This is a genomic window from Pseudomonas sp. ML2-2023-6, assembly GCF_037055265.1.
GTDB lineage: Bacteria > Pseudomonadota > Gammaproteobacteria > Pseudomonadales > Pseudomonadaceae > Aquipseudomonas > Aquipseudomonas kulmbachensis.
On sequence record NZ_CP146347.1, the window covers coordinates 4,923,359 to 4,942,259 of the forward strand.

The 18,901-nt window shown below is 57.6% G+C and carries 18 protein-coding genes; 7 read left to right on the top strand and 11 right to left on the bottom strand.

The genetic code is table 11. The annotated features are described in order from the left end of the window. Nucleotides 1-94: 94 nt before the first annotated feature. The 6 genes from era to lptF form a co-directional block, all read right to left on the bottom strand. The gene (gene era, locus V6L79_RS22825) at nt 95-997 is read right to left on the bottom strand and encodes a GTPase Era (protein WP_261739526.1); all 903 of its coding nucleotides are present in this window, start codon (nt 995-997) and stop codon (nt 95-97) included. Further along, nucleotides 990-1,679, bottom strand: coding sequence for a ribonuclease III (rnc, locus tag V6L79_RS22830; protein WP_019822045.1), 690 nt, complete (start codon nt 1,677-1,679; stop codon nt 990-992). Before rnc ends, era begins: the two co-directional genes overlap by 8 nt. A gap of 210 nt (nt 1,680-1,889) precedes the next feature. Further along, the gene (gene lepB, locus V6L79_RS22835; RefSeq protein WP_261739527.1) at nt 1,890-2,744 is read right to left on the bottom strand and encodes a signal peptidase I; all 855 of its coding nucleotides are present in this window, start codon (nt 2,742-2,744) and stop codon (nt 1,890-1,892) included. 5 nt (nt 2,745-2,749) lie between these two features. Next, nucleotides 2,750-4,549 (bottom strand): translation elongation factor 4, encoded by a 1,800-nt coding sequence (lepA, locus tag V6L79_RS22840; protein WP_261739528.1) that lies wholly within the window; start codon nt 4,547-4,549, stop codon nt 2,750-2,752. A 161-nt stretch (nt 4,550-4,710) separates the two neighbouring features. Next, on the bottom strand, nt 4,711-5,772 hold the full coding sequence (lptG, locus tag V6L79_RS22845; RefSeq protein WP_261739529.1) for an LPS export ABC transporter permease LptG: 1,062 nt from the start codon (nt 5,770-5,772) through the stop codon (nt 4,711-4,713). Beyond that, nucleotides 5,765-6,883 (bottom strand): LPS export ABC transporter permease LptF, encoded by a 1,119-nt coding sequence (gene lptF, locus V6L79_RS22850; RefSeq protein ID WP_338580342.1) that lies wholly within the window; start codon nt 6,881-6,883, stop codon nt 5,765-5,767. The genes lptG and lptF overlap by 8 nt, the downstream gene beginning before the upstream one ends. 307 nt (nt 6,884-7,190) lie before the next feature. Here lptF and V6L79_RS22855 point away from each other — a divergent pair, with 307 nt between their 5' ends. The 5 genes from V6L79_RS22855 to rlmF all read left to right on the top strand — a co-directional run bounded on the left by V6L79_RS22855 (nt 7,191) and on the right by rlmF (nt 13,804). After that, on the top strand, nt 7,191-8,681 hold the full coding sequence (locus tag V6L79_RS22855; protein ID WP_261739530.1) for a leucyl aminopeptidase: 1,491 nt from the start codon (nt 7,191-7,193) through the stop codon (nt 8,679-8,681). A gap of 59 nt (nt 8,682-8,740) precedes the next feature. Beyond that, the gene (locus V6L79_RS22860) at nt 8,741-9,193 is read left to right on the top strand and encodes a DNA polymerase III subunit chi (protein ID WP_338579544.1); all 453 of its coding nucleotides are present in this window, start codon (nt 8,741-8,743) and stop codon (nt 9,191-9,193) included. Between the two features lie 7 nt (nt 9,194-9,200). Continuing rightward, the gene (locus V6L79_RS22865) at nt 9,201-9,590 is read left to right on the top strand and encodes a DNA polymerase III subunit chi (RefSeq protein WP_261739532.1); all 390 of its coding nucleotides are present in this window, start codon (nt 9,201-9,203) and stop codon (nt 9,588-9,590) included. Between the two features lie 252 nt (nt 9,591-9,842). Beyond that, the gene (locus V6L79_RS22870) at nt 9,843-12,689 is read left to right on the top strand and encodes a valine--tRNA ligase (RefSeq protein WP_261739533.1); all 2,847 of its coding nucleotides are present in this window, start codon (nt 9,843-9,845) and stop codon (nt 12,687-12,689) included. Between the two features lie 98 nt (nt 12,690-12,787). Continuing rightward, nucleotides 12,788-13,804, top strand: coding sequence for a 23S rRNA (adenine(1618)-N(6))-methyltransferase RlmF (rlmF, locus tag V6L79_RS22875; protein ID WP_261739534.1), 1,017 nt, complete (start codon nt 12,788-12,790; stop codon nt 13,802-13,804). A gap of 169 nt (nt 13,805-13,973) precedes the next feature. Here the strand turns inward: rlmF and V6L79_RS22880 are convergent, their stop codons facing one another. Next, nucleotides 13,974-14,255: an HU family DNA-binding protein gene (locus tag V6L79_RS22880; protein ID WP_003440137.1), complete on the bottom strand. Its 282-nt coding sequence runs from the start codon at nt 14,253-14,255 to the stop codon at nt 13,974-13,976. Between the two features lie 386 nt (nt 14,256-14,641). Between V6L79_RS22880 and yejK the strand changes: the two genes are divergently transcribed. Together yejK and V6L79_RS22890 are read left to right on the top strand one after the other, a co-directional pair. Beyond that, nucleotides 14,642-15,646 carry a nucleoid-associated protein YejK gene (gene yejK, locus V6L79_RS22885; RefSeq protein ID WP_321834443.1) on the top strand — a complete coding sequence of 335 codons (1,005 nt, stop codon included), beginning with the start codon at nt 14,642-14,644 and terminating at the stop codon, nt 15,644-15,646. Further along, complete coding sequence (locus tag V6L79_RS22890) at nt 15,646-15,996, top strand: glutaredoxin domain-containing protein (protein ID WP_338579545.1); 351 nt, start codon at nt 15,646-15,648, stop codon at nt 15,994-15,996. The genes yejK and V6L79_RS22890 overlap by 1 nt, the downstream gene beginning before the upstream one ends. A 71-nt stretch (nt 15,997-16,067) precedes the next feature. On the opposite strand, the gene V6L79_RS22895 is transcribed toward V6L79_RS22890, so the two are convergent. The 4 genes from V6L79_RS22895 to V6L79_RS22910 form a co-directional block, all read right to left on the bottom strand. Continuing rightward, nucleotides 16,068-16,355: a GIY-YIG nuclease family protein gene (locus tag V6L79_RS22895; RefSeq protein ID WP_261739537.1), complete on the bottom strand. Its 288-nt coding sequence runs from the start codon at nt 16,353-16,355 to the stop codon at nt 16,068-16,070. Further along, nucleotides 16,352-16,822: a nuclear transport factor 2 family protein gene (locus V6L79_RS22900; RefSeq protein WP_321834446.1), complete on the bottom strand. Its 471-nt coding sequence runs from the start codon at nt 16,820-16,822 to the stop codon at nt 16,352-16,354. The genes V6L79_RS22895 and V6L79_RS22900 overlap by 4 nt, the downstream gene beginning before the upstream one ends. A gap of 66 nt (nt 16,823-16,888) precedes the next feature. After that, nucleotides 16,889-18,208, bottom strand: a complete 1,320-nt coding sequence (locus tag V6L79_RS22905; protein ID WP_321834448.1) for a CynX/NimT family MFS transporter — start codon at nt 18,206-18,208, stop codon at nt 16,889-16,891. Then, a complete protein-coding gene (locus tag V6L79_RS22910; protein WP_261739540.1) occupies nt 18,198-18,857 on the bottom strand; it encodes a FadR/GntR family transcriptional regulator in 660 nt (219 codons plus the stop codon). The genes V6L79_RS22905 and V6L79_RS22910 overlap by 11 nt, the downstream gene beginning before the upstream one ends. Between the last annotated feature and the right edge of the window lie 44 nt (nt 18,858-18,901).

Here is an 18,901-nt window from a genome sequence, read left to right on the forward strand (position 1 = left end):
GCGAAGGTCTGAAGAGCGCTGCGATTATCCAATAAACGCGCACTATCGTTAACGACCTTCGCGAGCAGGCTCGCTCCCACGGGTAGTGCTGTGTTTACAAGTCGCCGTAGCCCAGGGAACGCAGGGCGCGTTCGTCGTCGGACCAGCCGCCTTTCACTTTAACCCACAGGTTCAGCATGACCTTGGAGTCGAACAGCAGCTCCATATCCTTGCGCGCCTCGGTGCCGATACGCTTGATGCGCTCGCCCTTGTCGCCAATGATGATTTTTTTCTGACCGTCACGCTCAACCAGAATCAAGGCATGGATATGCAGGGTTTTGCCCTGCTGCTTGAATTCTTCGATCTCTACGGTGATCTGGTACGGCAGCTCTGCACCCATCTGGCGCATGATTTTTTCGCGTACCAGTTCGGCGGCCAGGAAGCGGCTGCTGCGGTCGGTAATCTGGTCTTCCGGGAAGAAGTGCTCGTTCTCCGGAAGGTGATCGGCGATCACACGCTCCAGCGCTTCGAGGTTATGCCCGTGTTGAGCCGAAATCGGAATGATCTGGGCGTTCGGCAGTTGCTCCTGAAGCCAGCTCAGGTGCGGCATCAGCTCGGCCTTGTCTTCGATACGGTCGGTCTTGTTCAGCGCCACGATCAATGGACCGGTCACGTACTGAACGCGCTCCAGCACCATTTGGTCTTCGTCGGTCCACTTGGTGCGGTCCACGACGAAGATCACCACGTCAACGTCTTTCAACGCTGCCGAAGCGGTTTTGTTCATGTAGCGGTTCAGGGCCTTTTCGCCGCCTTTGTGCATGCCCGGGGTATCAACGTAGACCGCTTGCACGGTGCCTTCGGTCTTGATGCCCAGCATGTTGTGGCGAGTGGTCTGCGGCTTGCGCGAAGTGATCGCCAGCTTTTGACCCAAAATGTGGTTCAGCAGTGTGGATTTACCCACGTTTGGTCGACCAACAATGGCAACGTAGCCACAGCGAGTTGCAGTTGTATCAGTCATGGCCATTCTCCACGCCAAGGGCTATCAGTGCTGCGGCGGCCGCTACCTGTTCGGCAATACGACGGCTCACACCCTGACCCCGGCTTTTTTCATTCAATAGGGCAATTTCGCACTCAACGAAGAACGTGCGGCAATGCGGTTCGCCCTGGATATCTACCACTTCGTAACGCGGCAGATCGCAGGCACGCGACTGCAAGAACTCTTGCAGGCGGGTCTTTGGATCTTTATTGGTATCGACCAGAGTCAGGGTCTCGAACTCACTGGCAAGCCAGGCCAATACGCGGTCGCGGGCGGCATCCATGCCCGCATCCAGGTAAATGGCGCCAATCAGTGCTTCAAGGGCGTCGGCCAGAATCGATTCACGGCGAAAACCGCCGCTCTTCAGTTCGCCAGAGCCCAGGCGCAAGTACTCGCCTAACTCAAAACCACGAGCCAGTACGGCCAGGGTTTCGCCTTTTACCAAGCGCGCGCGCAGACGCGACAACTGGCCTTCACGGGCCAACGGGAAGCGGTCAAACAACGCTTCGCCAGCAACAAAATTGAGAATGGCATCACCCAGGAACTCAAGACGCTCGTTATTGCGCCCCGCGAAACTGCGGTGTGTCAGGGCCAGAACCATCAGTTCCTGGTCTTTGAAGGTATAACCGAGCTGACGCTCTAAACGTTCTAAAGAAAAACTCACGATTTACCCACGCTGAGTTCGTGGCCGAATGTCACCACCGGACCGATATAAGGGATCAGTGATGCTCGTTTATCGCATAGCAAATGGACAGGCTGTTCGCCGCCGTCACACTTAACGCTTTGTTCAAATCCACATCCTGAATACTCAGGCACACGACTTATTCGTACACCTGAAAAGCATTCGGCGCTGTTATTAACAGCGCCGTCTTGACTACTTGATCAGACCAACCCGCGAGAAGTTCGGCAGGTTGCTCGCCTTGGGCTCTGGCCAGCTCATCCAAACAGCAAAGGCCTTGCCGACGATATTCTTGTCGGGAACCATGCCCAACTCGTCTTTGGGAATGTTCGGATCATCCCAGTAACGGCTGTCGTTCGAATTGTCACGGTTGTCACCCATCATGAAGTAATGCCCGGCCGGAACCGTCCACTCCTTGTCAGGTGGCGCACGGTAGCGGCTCATTTCCTTGCGGATCATGTGCTCGACCTCGCCCAGCTTCTCTTTGTACAACTCGGCACTGCCCAGGGTTCCTGGTTCGGTGCCCACCAGTTGCTCGGCAACCAGTTGATCGTTGACATACAGATGCTTGTCGCTGGTGTAGCGAATCTTGTCGCCCGGCAGGCCAACTACACGCTTGATGTAGTTAACCGTCGGATCGCTTGGGTAGCGAAACACCATCACATCGCCCCGCTTCGGATCACCCACTTCGATGACTTTCGTATCGAGTACCGGCAAGCGGATCCCGTACGAAAACTTGTTCACCAAAATGAAGTCGCCCACATCCAGGGTCGGCTTCATCGAGCCGGACGGGATCTGGAACGGCTCAACCAGAAACGAACGCAGCACCAGCACGATGAACAAAACCGGGAAGAACGACTTGCCGTATTCAACCAGCAGCGGTTCCTTGTTGAGCTTTTCGACTACCTGCCTATCAACCGGCGTAACGCTGGCTTGATAGTTGGCAATGGCCTTGCGCCGGCGAGGAGCCAGGAAGACCAAATCGAGCAGCGCCAGCAAACCGCACACGGCAACAGCAATGACCAGCAACAGCGGGAAATTTAGTGACATAGGACCTAGCTATCCAACCTGAGCACTGCAAGGAAGGCTTCTTGTGGAATTTCCACGTTACCCACTTGCTTCATGCGTTTTTTACCGGCTTTCTGCTTTTCCAACAGCTTGCGCTTACGGCTAACGTCACCACCGTAGCATTTGGCCAGTACGTTTTTTCGGAGCGCTTTAACAGACGAGCGCGCAATGATTTGGCCACCAATGGCAGCCTGAATTGCCACATCGAACATCTGACGCGGAATCAGCTCTTTCATCTTCTCGGTCAACGCACGCCCTTTGTAGTGAGCGTTGTCGCGGTGAACAATCAATGCCAGCGCATCAACTTTTTCGCCGTTGATCAATACATCCAGCTTGACCAGATTAGCCGACTGATAACGGTTGAAATGGTAATCAAGCGAAGCATAGCCGCGACTGGTGGACTTGAGACGGTCAAAGAAGTCCAGAACCACTTCGTTCATCGGCAAGTCGTAGGTCACTTGAACCTGAGAACCCAGGAACAGCATGTCGTGCTGAACACCGCGTTTTTCAATACACAGGGTAATGACGTTACCCAGGTGCTCTTGAGGCACAAGGATATTGGCGCGCACGATCGGCTCGCGAATGTCTTCAATAGAAGATACATCCGGCAGCTTGGACGGGTTATCGACGTAAATCGTTTCGCCAGTCTTGAGCAGCAGTTCGAAAATTACGGTTGGCGCCGTGGTGATCAGGTCCAGGTCGTACTCGCGCTCAAGGCGCTCCTGAATGATCTCCATGTGCAGCATGCCGAGGAAGCCGCAACGGAAGCCGAAGCCCAGCGCGTCGGAGCTTTCCGGGGTGTACTGCAGCGACGAGTCGTTCAGCGTGAGCTTTTGCAGGGCTTCACGGAAGTCTTCGAAATCGTCAGAGCTTACCGGGAACAAACCGGCGTAGACCTGCGGCTGAATACGTTTGAAACCTGGCAGTACGTCAACATCAGGGGTTGAGCTCAGGGTCAGGGTATCGCCCACTGGCGCACCGTGAATGTCCTTGATGCCCGCAATGATGAAGCCTACTTCACCGGCTTTCAGATCAGCGGTAGCCGTGTGCTTGGGGTTGAACACACCCACGCTGTCTACCAGGTGCATCTTGCCGGTGGACTTGACCAGAATCTTGTCACCCTTTTTCACGCGGCCGTGGCGCACGCGAACCAGGGACACAACGCCCAGGTAGTTGTCGAACCAGGAATCGATGATCAACGCTTGCAGCGGATCTTCGTAGTTACCGGTTGGCGCAGGGATGGTATGCACCAGGCGCTCAAGCACCTCGTCCACACCCAGGCCGGTCTTGGCGCTGCAGGTCACGGCATCAGTGGCATCGATGCCAATGATCTTTTCGATCTCTTCTTTCACGCGATCAGGATCAGCCTGCGGCAGGTCGATCTTGTTCAATACCGGCATGACCTCAAGGCCCTGCTCGATAGCGGTGTAGCAGTTGGCGACGGACTGGGCTTCTACGCCCTGCCCCGCATCAACCACCAGCAAAGCACCTTCACAGGCCGCCAGGGAACGGCTGACTTCATAGGTGAAGTCGACGTGACCCGGGGTATCAATGAAGTTCAGTTGATAGGTAATGCCATCTTTGGCCGTGTAGTACAGAGTAACGCTGTGGGCCTTGATGGTGATCCCGCGCTCACGCTCCAGATCCATGGAATCCAGTACCTGGGCTTCCATTTCGCGCTCGGCGAGGCCGCCGCACATCTGGATAAAACGATCGGCCAGCGTCGACTTGCCATGGTCAATGTGGGCGATGATGGAGAAATTGCGGATATGACTCAAATCACTCACGGGTCAACACTCAAAAAAGTCGCAGGCAGACTGCCCGCCGAAAAATAGCCGGGAATTGTACCTGATCCTCTCGCCAAGCGTCACGTTCACAGGCCAATGGACACCTACAAAAAAGCCCCTGTCGCGAGATAGGGGCTTCTGGCGAACTCAATGAAGGCTTGTCAGCCTGCTCGACGCAGCAGCCAGATGCCTGCCAATGCACAGATTGCAGTCGGTGCCAGCACCGCGAACAACGGCGAGAAACCGAACACCAAGCTCATCGGGCCCAGCAGGTCCTGGGCAATCTTGAAGGTGAAACCCACCAGCACCCCGGTAAATACCCGCTGGCCAAGAGTAACAGAGCGCAATGGGCCGAAGATGAAAGATATGGCCATCAACACTAGAGCAGCAGTCACCAGCGGCTGTAATACCTTGACCCAAAATGCCAGCCAATAACGGCCATTATTCAGCCCCTGTTCCTTGAGGTAGTGGATGTAGCTCCACAAGCCAGCGATCGACAGCGATTCAGGCGCCATGACCACGGTACTAAGCAGTTGCGGGCTCAACGAAACGTCCCAGCTTTCTTCCGGAACCTTGATCACTTCAGTGCTGCGATCGTGAAAAACCGTGGTACTGACGTCGTTCAACTGCCAGTGCCCCTGATCGAACTGCGCACGCTTGGCGAAGCTCGCCGATAACATGTTGCGCTCTTTATCGAAGCGATACCGGGTCACACCATAGAGCAGCCCGTTGGGCTGAACAGCGTTGATATGGATGAATTCATCACCCTGGCGGTGCCACAGGCCATGCTTGGAACTTTGCGCATCACCACCACCTTGCGCCAGTGCGCGGTTGGCCTGGGCAAGGTTTTCAGAGGCGGGTACTACGTACTCGCCAATCAGCACACCTGCCAGCATCAAGACCAGCATCGGCTTCATCACGGCCCAGACAATGCGCCCCAGGGACACACCCGCCGCGCGCATGATGGTCAGCTCACTGTTGCTTGCAAGACCACCCAAACCGATCAGGCAGCCGATCAACGCTGCCATCGGCAACATTTCGTACAAGCGACGCGGAGCAGTCAGCATTACAAAGCTGAAAACGTCCATGATGGTGTAGCTGCTGCTGATACTGCGCATCTCGTCGATCAACGCAAACAGCAGCGCCAGACCCAGAATAATCCCCAGTACCGCCAAAATTGCCATCAACACACTGCTACCAATGTAGCGGTCGAGCTTAACCACGGGTCATCTCCTTGGCACTACGGCGACTCGCCAACTTCAAGCGCAGCGGCTCCCAGTACATCAGCCCCAGGCCAATGATCAGGAACAGGGCATGTACCCACCACAAGCCCAACACCAAAGGAATCTTGCCGCCCTCAAGCAGGCCTCGGCCCCAGGTCAGCATGCTTAGATAGGCCATATAAAGAAGAATGGCCGGCAACAGTTTGAGGAAGCGCCCCTGACGCGGATTTACCCGCGACAGCGGCACTGCGATCAAGGTCACGATAAACACCAAAAACGGGAAGGCAATACGCCATTGCAACTCGGCGACCGAGCGCGGCTCCGGGTTGCCGATCAGGTTTCGTGTCGGGATCGCATCGCGGTCCGTCACGTCATTACTGACATCCGGCTTCGGTAGCAATACACCGTAGATGTCGTATTTGATGGCGCGATAATCAGCCTGCCCAGGGTTGCCGTCATAGCGGTAGCCGTTGTCCAGAATCAACCAACGGCTGCCGTCGGGGCGAACCTCCTGACGACCTTTTTCAGCCAGCAACACTGAAATATTGCGGTCCTTGGCGTCCTGCCCGAGATTCTTTTGAGTAATGAATACGCCGGACAAATGGGTCCGGTCATTGGTCAGCTCTTCGGTGTAAGTAACCCGCGAACCATCGCTCAACGACTGAAAGCGCCCGGCTTCCAGGGTGTCGAACTCGGTCAGGGCATCCTGTTTGTTGAGCAACAACTGAAATTCATTGGCACCCTGCGGGGCCAGACTCAGGCTGAGCCAGGCCACGATCAGTGCAACCAGTGCGGCAGGTGCCATGGTCATGCCCAGCAGACGTTGCTGGCTCATGCCGGTAGCCGACAGCACGGTCATCTCGCTCTCGAGGTACAAGCGCCCATAAGACAGCAAAATGCCCAGGAACAGACCCAGCGGCAGAATCAACTGCATGAAGCCTGGCAGGCGAAAGCCCATGATCAGGAACAATGAGCCTGGATCCAGTGCGCCCGAGGCGGCCTGAGCCAGATATTTGATGAAACGACCGCTCATGATGATGACCAGCAGCACAGCGCTGACAGCGCTCAATGTAAGCAGGACTTCGCGGGATAGATAACGGAAGACGATCAAACCAGACACTCCAGGGTCGTCAGGCTAAGGCGGCCAAACAAGCAGCATAACGAGTCGGTTCAGGCTCATGGGGATGAGCTGAGCCGTTTAAAAAGATGGTGCATTATCCTGTGAATGGCCGCCCCTGTCACTGCGCAGTCTTGAAAGTGGCAAGTTGGCCCTATACCGGGGTTGTCAGGCTCGTCCGACGGGGTTCAAACTGCCCGCCTTGTCGCCAGCCTGGATCGCAGGTGAAGCGCCTCCTCTATCAAGCAAGCAAACAGCATTGTTTGTGCGCATGTTGACTATTTGACTCAGGGACCCCGACATGGAACTGGTTGTAAAAAGCGTTAGTCCAGAAACGTTGAAAACGGCCACTCTGGTGGTCGCCATTGGTGAAGGCCGCAAGCTGGGCCCTACCGCCAACGTTATCGACGAACTCACCGGCGGCGCTATCAGCGCAGTCCTCAAGCGCGGTGATCTGGCCGGCAAAGCCGGTCAAAGCCTGCTGCTGCACAGCCTGCCCAACCTCAAGGCCGAACGCGTACTGCTGCTGGGCACCGGCAAGGATGAAGAACTGGGCGACCGCCCGTTCCGTAAAATCATCAGTGCCGCGCTTGGTGTCCTCAAAGGCCTGGGCGGCAGCGACGCGGTGTTCGCACTCGACGAACTGGTGGTCAAGGGTCGCGACAGCTACAGCAAAACCCGCCTGCTGGCCGAAACCCTGATCGACGGTGAGTACACTTTCGACCGATTCAAAAGCCAGAAGGCCGAACCTCGCTCCCTGAAAAAAATCACCCTGCTGACCATCAAGGCCGCACAGGCCGAAGTCCAGCGTGCCGTAACCCACGCCCAGGCGATTGCAGCGGGCATGTCGTTCACCCGCGACCTCGGCAACCTGCCGCCAAACATCTGCCATCCGACCTTCCTGGCAGAACAGGCCAAGGAGTTGGGTAAAGAATACAAAGGTCTGAAAGTCGAAATTCTCGACGAGAAGAAGATCAAGGATCTGGGCATGGGCGCGTTCTACGCCGTGGGCCAGGGCAGCGACCAGCCGCCACGCCTGATCGTGATGAACTACGCCGGCGGCAAGAAATCCGAAAAACCGTTCGTACTGGTCGGCAAAGGCATCACCTTCGACACCGGCGGCATCAGCCTCAAGCCGGGCGCGGGCATGGACGAAATGAAGTACGACATGGGCGGTGCCGCCAGCGTGTTCGGCACCCTGCGCGCCGTGCTTGAGCTGAAACTGCCGATCAACCTGGTATGCATTCTGGCTTGCGCCGAAAACATGCCAAGCGGCGGCGCTGCGCGTCCGGGCGATATCGTGACCACCATGAGCGGCCAGACCGTCGAGATCCTCAACACCGACGCCGAAGGTCGCCTGGTGCTGTGCGATGCCCTGACCTACGCAGAACGCTTCAAGCCACAGGCCGTAATCGACATCGCCACCCTGACCGGTGCCTGCATGGTTGCACTGGGCGCCCACACTTCGGGCCTGATGGGCAACAACGACGAGTTGATCAACCAACTGCTGGAAGCCGGTAAGCAAGCCGACGACCGTGCCTGGCAATTGCCGTTGTTCGACGAATACCAGGAGCAACTGGACAGCCCGTTCGCCGACATGGCCAACATCGGCGGCCCTAAAGGCGGCGCCATCACCGCTGGCTGCTTCCTGTCGCGCTTCGCCAAGGCCTATCATTGGGCCCACCTGGACATCGCGGGCACCGCATGGGTCAGCGGCGGCAAGGACAAGGGCGCCAGTGGCCGTCCAGTCCCCCTGCTGACCCAGTACCTGCTGGATCGCGCCAACGCTTGAAGCTGACAATCCAAGGCTGCGCCGCTTGACGGCGGCGTAGCCCGGATTCAGGAACCGCAATGACCCAAGAATTAACCAAAGAGCCGACCAAAATCGACTTTTATATCCTGCCCAGCGCCGAACCCTCGGCGCGGCTGGATTTTGCCTGCAAACTCACCGAGAAGGCCTGGCGCCTTGGCCACCGCGTGTATTTGCACTGCACTGACACCGCACAACGCCAGGACCTGGATGAACGCTTGTGGCGTTTCAAGGGCGAAAGCTTCGTGCCCCACAGCAACACCGAAGATGAACCCGATGGTGTAGTTGTCATGGGTTGCACGGATGCCCCCCTGTCCCATCAGGACTTGCTGATCAACCTGGACCTTAAAGTCCCGGAATTCTTCAAACGCTTCGCCCGCGTGGCTGAAGTAGTGGTCGAAGACCCCGCCGTTCGACTGGCCGCACGGGAGAGTTTCCGCTTCTACCGTGAACAGGGCTATCCTCTGCAAGACCACAAGTTACAACGACTCTGAGCACACGATGGACACTTCAAATTCGCCGCAAAAAGCCGCACACCTGCTCGATGATCTTGAATCCATTCGCAAGCTGCTCGGCGATGAGGGCCTGCAACCGCCGCTGCTGACGGAGATGGTCGGCCAACAGGATCCACAGATCCCGTTGCTGTCTGAAGTGATCAGCGATGAAGAAGAGCCCGAGCCAGCCCAAATACCACTGGTCGGCATAGCTCCGGCCCCCGTGGCAGAAAAAGCCCCGGACGCGCTGTTGGTGCATCTGGACAAAGAACTGCGCACTGCTGCGCAAGCGATCATGCAAGACGTGATCAACGACTTCGCCCCGCATATCGAAACCGAGATCAAACGCCGCCTCGATGCGCATATGGAGCGCCTGCTCGCTCAACACCAGAGCTGATCCGGGTCTTGTAGCAGCTGACGAGCGGAGCGAGGCTGCGTTCGGCTGCGCAGCAGTCATAGGTCAGACACCTCGGCGCGTCAGATAAACTGAGAACTCGGACTTTACGACTGGTTCGCAGGCTAACGCAGCCTCGTTCCTTCGCCAGCTGCTACAAATTTTTCCTGCACCACACCACAACTCGCCCTGCGCCTCCCACCCCGCTATACTTGTCGGCTTTCCTGAATTAATGCCAATAGGGTCCCGCCGCGCATGGATAAGACCTACCAGCCGCACGCCATTGAAACTTCCTGGTACAAAACCTGGGAAGAAGAGAATTATTTTGCCCCGCAAGGCGCGGGCGACCCGTACACCATCATGATCCCGCCGCCGAACGTCACCGGCAGCTTGCACATGGGTCACGGTTTTAACAACGCGATCATGGACGCACTGATCCGTTTCCGCCGCATGCAGGGTCGCAACACCCTGTGGCAGCCGGGCACCGACCACGCGGGTATCGCCACCCAAATGCTGGTTGAGCGTCAGATCGAAGCACAAGGTCTGAACCGCCATGACTTGGGCCGCGAGAAGTTCCTGGACAAGATCTGGGAATGGAAAGACCAATCCGGCGGCAACATCAGCCGTCAGATCCGTCGCCTTGGCTCGTCCGTAGACTGGAGCCGCGAACGCTTCACCATGGATGACGGCCTGTCCGAAGCCGTGAAAGAAGCCTTTGTTCGCCTGCACGAAGACGGTCTGATCTACCGCGGCAAGCGTCTGGTCAACTGGGACACCAAGCTGCACACCGCAATTTCCGACCTTGAAGTGGAAAACCACGACGAGAAAGGTTTCCTGTGGAACCTGCGCTACCCGCTGGCTGACGGCGCCAAAACCGCCGAAGGTCTGGATTACCTGGTGGTTGCTACCACCCGTCCAGAAACCATGCTCGGCGACGCTGCCGTTGCGGTAAACCCGGAAGACGAACGCTACAAGGCCCTGATCGGCAAGTTTGTTGAGCTGCCACTGGTTGGTCGCCGCATCCCGATCATCGCTGACGATTACTGCGATCCTGAATTCGGCACCGGCTGCGTGAAAATCACCCCGGCCCACGATTTCAACGACTACGAAGTCGGCAAGCGCCATAACCTGCCACTGCTGAACATCTTCGACAAAAACGCCAAAGTGCTGCCTGCTGCTCAGGTGTTCAACCTCGACGGCAAGCTGAACGAAACTGTCGATGGCACCCTGCCGGCCAAATACGCCGGTCTGGATCGCTTCGAAGCGCGCAAGCAAATCGTGGCGGACTTTGACGAAGCCGGTCTGCTGGTCAGCGTCGACGATCACGCCCTGAAAGTACCGAAAGGCGACCGCTCGGGCACCATCATCGAGCCGTGGCTGACCGACCAGTGGTACGTGTCGACCAAGCCATTGGCAGAACCAGCGATTGCCGCCGTTGAAGACGGCCGCATCGCGTTCGTGCCAAAGCAATACGAAAACATGTACTTCTCGTGGATGCGTGACATCCAGGACTGGTGCATCAGCCGTCAGCTGTGGTGGGGCCACCGCATTCCGGCCTGGTACGACGAATCGGGCAAGGTCTACGTAGGCCGCGACGAAGCCGAAGTTCGTGCCAAGCACAACCTAGGTCCGGACGTTGCGCTGCAACAGGACAACGACGTGCTCGACACCTGGTTCAGTTCGGGTCTGTGGACGTTCTCCACCCTGGGCTGGCCAGAAAAAACCGACGCGCTGAAAACCTTCCACTCCACTGACGTGCTGGTGACCGGTTTCGACATCATTTTCTTCTGGGTTGCCCGGATGATCATGCTCACCATGCATTTGGTGAAGAACGAAGACGGCACCCCGCAAGTTCCGTTCAAGACCGTGTATGTACACGGTCTGGTGCGTGACGGTCAGGGCCAGAAGATGTCCAAGTCCAAGGGCAACGTCCTGGACCCGCTGGACATCATCGACGGTATTGAACTCGAAGACCTGGTGGCCAAACGCACCACCGGCCTGATGCAGCCAAAACTGCTGAAGAAAATCGAGAAACAGACCCGCGACGAATTTGCCGACGGCATCGCCAGCTACGGCACCGACGCCCTGCGCTTCACCTTCTGCTCGCTGGCATCCACCGGTCGTGACATCAAGTTCGACATGGGCCGCGTTGAAGGCTATCGCAACTTCTGCAACAAGATCTGGAACGCGGCGCGCTACGTGCTGGACAAGGGCGAAGACTGCGGCCAGAACGGCGAAGCCTACGAACTGTCGCTGGCCGACCGCTGGATCATCTCGCAGTTGCAACGCACCGAAGCCGAAGTGACCCGTCACCTCGACCAGTTCCGGTTCGACCTCGCGGCACAAGCCTTGTACGAGTTCATCTGGAACCAGTACTGCGACTGGTACCTGGAACTGTCCAAGCCTGTGCTGTGGGACGAAAACGCTCCGGTAGAACGTCAGCGCGGCACCCGCCGCACGCTGGTACGTGTACTGGAAGTGGCCTTGCGTCTGGCGCACCCGTTCATGCCGTTCATCACCGAAGAAATCTGGCAGCGCATCGCGCCGCTGGCCGGCGTTGAAGGCAAGACCATCATGCTGCAACCGTGGCCGGTGGCTAACGAAGCACGCATCGACCAGGCTGCCGAAGACGATATCGAATGGCTCAAGGGCTTGATGCTCGGCACGCGTAACATCCGTGGCGAAATGAACATCGGCCCGGGCAAACCGTTGCAGCTGTACCTGAAAAACGTCAGCAGCGAAGACCAGCGCCGTCTGACCGAGAACGATGCCTTGCTCAAAAAGCTGGCTAAACTCGAATCGATCACCGTGTTGCAAGATGGCGCCGAAGCACCTCTGTCTGCTACCGCTCTGGTAGGTGAGATGGAAGTACTGGTGCCAATGGCCGGCCTGATCGACAAAAATGCAGAGTTGGCGCGCCTGGACAAGGAAATCCAGCGCTTGCACGGCGAAGTTGCGCGAGTGGGCGGCAAATTGTCGAATGCCGCGTTCGTTGACAAGGCTCCGGCCGAAGTCATCGAAAAAGAACGTGCCAAATTGGCCGAAGCCGAACAGGCCTTGAGCAAATTGGCAGACCAGCACGCGCGGATTTCCAGCCTGTAAATACGCTGCGCACCTGATCGCGGGCAAGGCCGCTCCCGCAGGGTTTAACTCTGCAGGAACGGGCTTGCCCGCGATTGCTTTTGTGGAATGAATTGAACATGACTACCCCACGTACTTCCAAAGCCACACGCCACAAGCCCAAGGCTGCCAGCGATGCCAAGCCGGTCGAGCCACGGGTCAAACCCAGCCTGCACCCGCGCAACCGCCATCAGGGCCGCTACGACTTCCCTCAGCTGATTTCGGTATGTCCGGAGCTGGCCGAGTTCGTGATCATCAACCCGTACGGCAAAGAGAGCATCGACTTCGCCAACCCGACTGCCGTGCGCGTATTCAACCGTGCCCTGCTCAAGGCGTTCTACGGCATTGCTCACTGGGATATCCCGGCCGACTACCTGTGCCCGCCTGTCCCGGGTCGTGCTGACTACGTGCACTTCCTGGCTGACCTGCTGGCCAGCATGAACGACGGCGAAATCCCGCGCGGGCAAAACGTTCGCGTACTGGACATCGGCATGGGCGCCAACTGCGTCTACCCGCTGATCGGCCATAGCGAATACCGCTGGCAGTTCCTGGGCACCGAAGTCGACCCAACAGCCGTCAAAGCGGCCAAGGCAATCGTGCAGTCCAACGGCCTGAACAAAGCCATCAGCCTGCGTCTGCAACCCAACCCGCAGAAAATCCTGCTGGACCTGCTGGAAAGTAGCGAACGCTTCGACCTGACCATGTGTAACCCGCCGTTCCACGCATCCCTGGATGAAGCGACGCGCGGCAGTGAGCGTAAATGGCGCGCATTGGGCAAGGCGGATCCAAAGCGCAAGCTGCCGGTTCTGAACTTTGGTGGCCAGGCGGCCGAGTTGTGGTGCGAAGGCGGCGAACAGCGCTTTGTCACGCAACTGATCCGCGAAAGCATCCAGGTGGGTCGACAAATTCTGTGGTTCAGCGTTTTGGTATCCAAGGCATCGAACTTGCCGGCCATCCAGACTGCGCTGAAAAAAGCCGGTGCGCGCGAAAGCCAAGTGGTGGACATGTCCCAGGGCAACAAGCAAAGCCGCTTTGTGGCCTGGACCTTCCACGACAAAGAGCAGCAGCAGATGTGGCGTGAAAAGAACTGGAAGTAAGTGCATAAGCCTGTAGCCGCTACTGCGGGCTGCGATAAGGCCTGAAGGGCCTTCAAAAAGCGGGGCCGCCTCGCAGCCCATCGCAGCCTCGTACCCCGTCAGCGGCTACAGGATTTGCGCCCATAAAAAAGCCGCGCCCGGACTTGTCCGGGCGCGGCTTTTTTAATACTTACTTGTTAACAGCGTCAGTCAGGCCTTTGGCCACAACGAGCTTGATAACTTTTTTGGCTGCGATTTCGATGGCAGCGCCAGTCGAAGGGTTACGGCCAGTACGGGCAGGACGCTCGGTCACTTTCAGTTTGCCAATACCTGGCAGAGTGATTTCGCCGCCATTTTCCAATTGATCAGCAACGATCTGAGCCAGTTGGTCCAGAGCGTTACGCGCGGTAGTTTTTGGCGCGTCGATAGCTTCAGCGATATCGGCGATCAGTTGGTCTTTAGTAATAGCCATTGAGATGTTCCTTCCCTATCAAATTCATTTGGTTTGCAGAGTGCAATGTCAGCCATCGAGCCAGATCTCAAGGGTCTGGCACACCCGCCAGCTTTCACGACGAATCGCGTATGTAGATAGCAAAAACGGGGTTTGGTTCGACCTGACACATGCTGAATGCACGCTTTACGCCGTTTCCGAGCGCAAGACCGGGCAAAACTAGCACAGAGACGGTGAAATATCCGCCTCTACCTGGGCTTTTGGTCAGCTTTATCGCCTTAAAACCGTAAAAAAACCGTCTGAAGCAGTCTCAAGCCCCCCAAACCCCGACCTATCGCTCAGGTGCGGTACACTTGGCGTCTTTGCGGGGTACGCCCCCTGTCCTCTCATTACTCGCCGAGAAGCCCATGCCGATCCGTCATTGCATCGTCCATTTAATTGACAAAAAACCCGACGGTACGCCCGCAGTTCTCCACGCCCGTGACTCTGAACTGGCCGCGTCTCAAGCCATCGAGAACATGCTCGCTGACCTCAACGAAAGCTATAACGCCAAGCAAGGTAAAGCCTGGGGCTTTTTCCATGCAGAGTCCGGCGCGCATCCGTTCAGCGGCTGGCTCAAGGAGTACCTCGATGGCGGTAAAGATTTCACCGCTTTGAGCCGCATTGCAGTCGAGCACCTGCAAAAGCTGATGGAGGAGTCCAACCTCTCAGCCGGTGGCCACGTACTGTTTGCCCATTACCAGCAAGGCATGACCGACTATCTGGCCATCGCCCTGCTGCACCACAGCGAAGGCGTGGCGGTGACCTCGGAGCTGGACGTGACGCCTTCGCGCCATCTGGACCTTGGCCAACTGCATCTGGCCGCGCGGATCAACATTTCCGAGTGGCAAAACAACAAGCAGTCCAAGCAGTACATTTCGTTTATCAAAGGCAAAAACGGCAAGAAGGTGTCGGAGTACTTCCGCGACTTCATCGGCTGCCAGGAAGGCGTCGACGGCCCGGGCGAAACCCGCACCCTGCTCAAGGCCTTCAGCGACTTCGTAGAAAGCGAGGACTTGCCCGAAGAGTCCGCCCGCGAAAAAACCAAGACCCTGGTCGATTACGCCAGCAGCCAGGCCAAAATCGGCGAGCCCATGGGCCTGGCCGAGTTATCAGAGCTGATCGACGAAGAGCGTCCGAAAGCGTTCTACGACCATATCCGCAACAAGGACTACGGCCTGTCGCCAGAGATTCCGGCAGATAAACGCACCCTTAACCAGTTCCGCCGCTTCACCGGGCGCGCTGAGGGGCTGTCTATCAGCTTTGAGGCCCACCTGCTGGGTTCCAAGATCGAATTCGACGAAGAAGCCGGCACGCTGGTGATCAAGGGCCTGCCGACCCAACTGCTCGACCAGCTCAAGCGCAGCAAGTAATGCTCAACGGTATTTTGAAGAAAGTCCTGTTTGTTCTGGTGGTAGTGGTCATTTTCCAGAACTGGGGCAAGATCGAGCGCATGCTCAACCCCTCGGGGGTCGTGCCTGAACAGACCAGGGCCAAAGCCCGGGTGGTGCTGTATTCCACCGAGTGGTGCGGCTACTGCAAGGCCACGCGGCGGTTTCTGGATGAAAAAGGCATTCCGTTCAAGGAGTTTGATATCGAGAAAGACCCGGCTGCCCGTCAAGTCTACGAGGCCCTGGGTGGACGCGGAATTCCGATACTGGACGTGAACGGCACGCTACTCAGGGACTTCAAACCGGATGCGATACTCGCGGCGTTGAAATAACATCACACCACTCTTGCTGTAGCCGCTGACGAGGAACGAAGGCTGCGATCGATCGCAGCCTTCGTTCCTCGTCAGCGGCTACAGGTCAAAACCGTCTCTGCCTGGCTTTGCACCAAACATTCCTTGGCGCTTTTCCTAAGCTTTTTGATCAGCCGTTCCTGGCGCAAGGCTTCGCCTTTATCGGGCCAAGTCTCGACATACACCAAAGCCACGGCCGGGCTTGAAGCAAAAAAGCGCGCGCCCTTACCGCTTTGATGCTGGGCAAAGCGGCGCACCGGGTCATCGCTGATACCGCAATACAGCGAGCCATTGGCAGCCCGCACCAGATAAACAAACCAGGGTTTTGCGCTCACCTTCAACGGCTAGCCTGAAAGGCCTTGAGCCCTTTTTGGGCCTGAGCCCGGATGGCGTTTTTCACCAGCGGCGTCCACCCCAACAACAAGCCCTTTGTACCCAACGCCTGACGCGACCAGCGCCAGAGGTCAAAGTGATCGTGGTGCTCGCAGATCTTGCCGTCGCGAAACACAAAGCGCGCCTGAATATCATTGACCACCGTAGCCCCGGTCTGGCTGAACACATAGGTTGCCACCCAGTGCGCACTGCCGCGCTGCCCGTCGGCCTGAACCTGATCGAAAGTCAGGCTGAAGTCCTTGGCCCGCGAAGTCAGCATGCGCCACATGTCAGCGGCACTCTGTCCACGCAGCTCGCCAAACACCGGATCGCTGAACAGCACATCGTCGGTGTAACAGGCGGCCATGGCTTGCGCATCAAGCTGCTGGAAGGCCTGATAAAAGCGCGTAATCAAAGCTTGATGGTCTTGGCTCATGGCAGGGTCCGTGCGGGTCAGGAATCCGAACACGATAATCTGCCATGAACAGAAACACTATGGGCCTCAGACTTTCTCGCTCTGCACATTCACGTACAAGGATCGGCCAGCACCGAGCCCGGCGATAATGGCGCCCAGGCCGATGACCGCGAAAATCCAGCCCACCGCATTCCAGCCACCGGTCAATTCATGCACCACACCGACGGCCAACGGCCCCATCGAAGCCACGGTATAACCAATGCCCTGGGCCATGCCCGACAGGTTGGCCGCGACATGAGCGTCCCGCGAGCGCAGCACTATCATGGTCAAGGCCAAACTGAACGTACCACCCTGCCCCAGGCCAAGCACAATCGCCCAACCCCACAAACCTTCGATGGGGGCATAAAGACAACCGAACAGACCGGCCAGGGTCATCGCCATTACCAGCACAATTGCCAGCCGTTGATCTTTACCCCGCGTTGCCAGCCACGGGGCGCTCAATGCCGTGATCAATTGCACGATGACCGAGCCGGACATCACCAGCCCTGCCTGGGTTGGGGTCAAACCGCGACCAATCAGAATTGAGGGCAACCAGCCAAAAACGATGTAAGACAACGAGGATTGCAGCCCCATATAAAGCGTCACTTGCCAGGCCAATGGATCACGCAGCAAGCCGCGCACGCGATAAGCAACGTTGTGTGAGCCCTGACGTTTGCCCACTTGGGGCAACCAAAAAATGGCTGCTAACAGTGCGGGTAATGCCCAAAACCCAAGTCCCATGGCCCAGCTCTGGCCCAGCGACTCACTAAGGGGCACCGTCGCGCCCGCCGCCAGTGCCGCGCCCAAGCACAGGGCCATGGTGTAAACCCCGGTCATGGTCCCGGCATGCCCGGCGAAATCACGCTTGATAATGCCAGGCAGCAGTACACCAATTACTCCGATACTGGCTCCGGCCAAAATACTCCCGGCAAACAGCCCGACCTCACCCAGGCAACTGCGCAAGACAATGCCGCCACCCAGCGTAAAAAGAATCCCCAGCACCACCCGTTCCGTCCCGAAACGTCGGGCCAGGATCGGCGCCAAAGGCGCGAACAGCCCCAGGCAAAGCACCGGTAAGGTGGTCAACAAGCCTGCCTTCGCTGCCGACAAACCAAGACTGTCCGAGACCTCGCCAAGCAATGGCGCCATGCTCGACAACGCCGGACGCAGGTTCAGCGCCACCAGCACCAGCCCCAACAGCAGCAGCCAGGGGCGCAGCACGACGGGTGGCGTGTGTTGCACCTGCTCATCGTCAATTTCGGCGTCGATCAGTAACTCTTCCAGCTCATCCAGATGACGAGCGGGCTCAACGCTGGCATTGGCGATTGACGAGGGGTGACTCATGGCTTGCTCCGGCTCAGGGTTCATTGATCAACGTCCGGCACAGCGCCATGGCTCGTTGCGGGTTTTGTTGTTCTACGGCTTCCAGTAACTCGACATGCAGATCAAACACCAACTGACGCCGCGGATGAATATCCATCGTCTTGCGCAAATGATTGGTCACGACGCTCGAGGTGTAGCGGTACAACTCGCTCAAGGCAGGGTTGTGCGCGGCATCAATCAGCCGCTGGTGAAACACCAGGTCGCAGCAGATATAGGTATCGAGTTCGCCGTGGTAATGCTGGCCACTGGCATTGAGTGCCTGATGCAACAGCCGCAAGTCCTCATCGGTGCGACGCAAGGCCGCCAGGCCAACCGCTTCGACTTCAAGGATTTGCCGCATCTCCCGGCCCTGCTCCATCGAGCACGATGACAACGCACGCAGCGTGTCCATCGGGTCGACGCGCCCACGCAGGTAACTGCCGTCGCCCTGACGGATTTCAATCAACCCGGCAAACGCCAGCACGCGCATCGCTTCACGCACAGTGTTACGGCTGATGTTCAGCTGCGTCGCCAGCTCGGGTTCGGTCGGCAAGCGCTGCCCCACCTCCCAGGTGCCGTTGTTTATGCGTGTTCGCAGTTGCTCAAGGGCCTGATCAACCAGAGAACGTTTTATCAGCGGAGAAGCGTCTGTCATTGAATTCGCCTTTTCATCCAATCATAGGATGAATTTTCCTACAT

Coding starts and splice junctions, on each gene's coding strand:
- era (WP_261739526.1), bottom strand. CDS start 997: ATGACTGATACAACTGCAACTCGCTGTGGCTACGTTGCCATTGTTGGT.
- lepB (WP_261739527.1), bottom strand. CDS start 2,744: ATGTCACTAAATTTCCCGCTGTTGCTGGTCATTGCTGTTGCCGTGTGC.
- V6L79_RS22855 (WP_261739530.1), top strand. CDS start 7,191: ATGGAACTGGTTGTAAAAAGCGTTAGTCCAGAAACGTTGAAAACGGCC.
- V6L79_RS22860 (WP_338579544.1), top strand. CDS start 8,741: ATGACCCAAGAATTAACCAAAGAGCCGACCAAAATCGACTTTTATATC.
- V6L79_RS22865 (WP_261739532.1), top strand. CDS start 9,201: ATGGACACTTCAAATTCGCCGCAAAAAGCCGCACACCTGCTCGATGAT.
- V6L79_RS22870 (WP_261739533.1), top strand. CDS start 9,843: ATGGATAAGACCTACCAGCCGCACGCCATTGAAACTTCCTGGTACAAA.
- rlmF (WP_261739534.1), top strand. CDS start 12,788: ATGACTACCCCACGTACTTCCAAAGCCACACGCCACAAGCCCAAGGCT.
- V6L79_RS22880 (WP_003440137.1), bottom strand. CDS start 14,255: ATGGCTATTACTAAAGACCAACTGATCGCCGATATCGCTGAAGCTATC.
- yejK (WP_321834443.1), top strand. CDS start 14,642: ATGCCGATCCGTCATTGCATCGTCCATTTAATTGACAAAAAACCCGAC.
- V6L79_RS22890 (WP_338579545.1), top strand. CDS start 15,646: ATGCTCAACGGTATTTTGAAGAAAGTCCTGTTTGTTCTGGTGGTAGTG.
- V6L79_RS22900 (WP_321834446.1), bottom strand. CDS start 16,822: ATGAGCCAAGACCATCAAGCTTTGATTACGCGCTTTTATCAGGCCTTC.
- V6L79_RS22905 (WP_321834448.1), bottom strand. CDS start 18,208: ATGAACCCTGAGCCGGAGCAAGCCATGAGTCACCCCTCGTCAATCGCC.
- V6L79_RS22910 (WP_261739540.1), bottom strand. CDS start 18,857: ATGACAGACGCTTCTCCGCTGATAAAACGTTCTCTGGTTGATCAGGCC.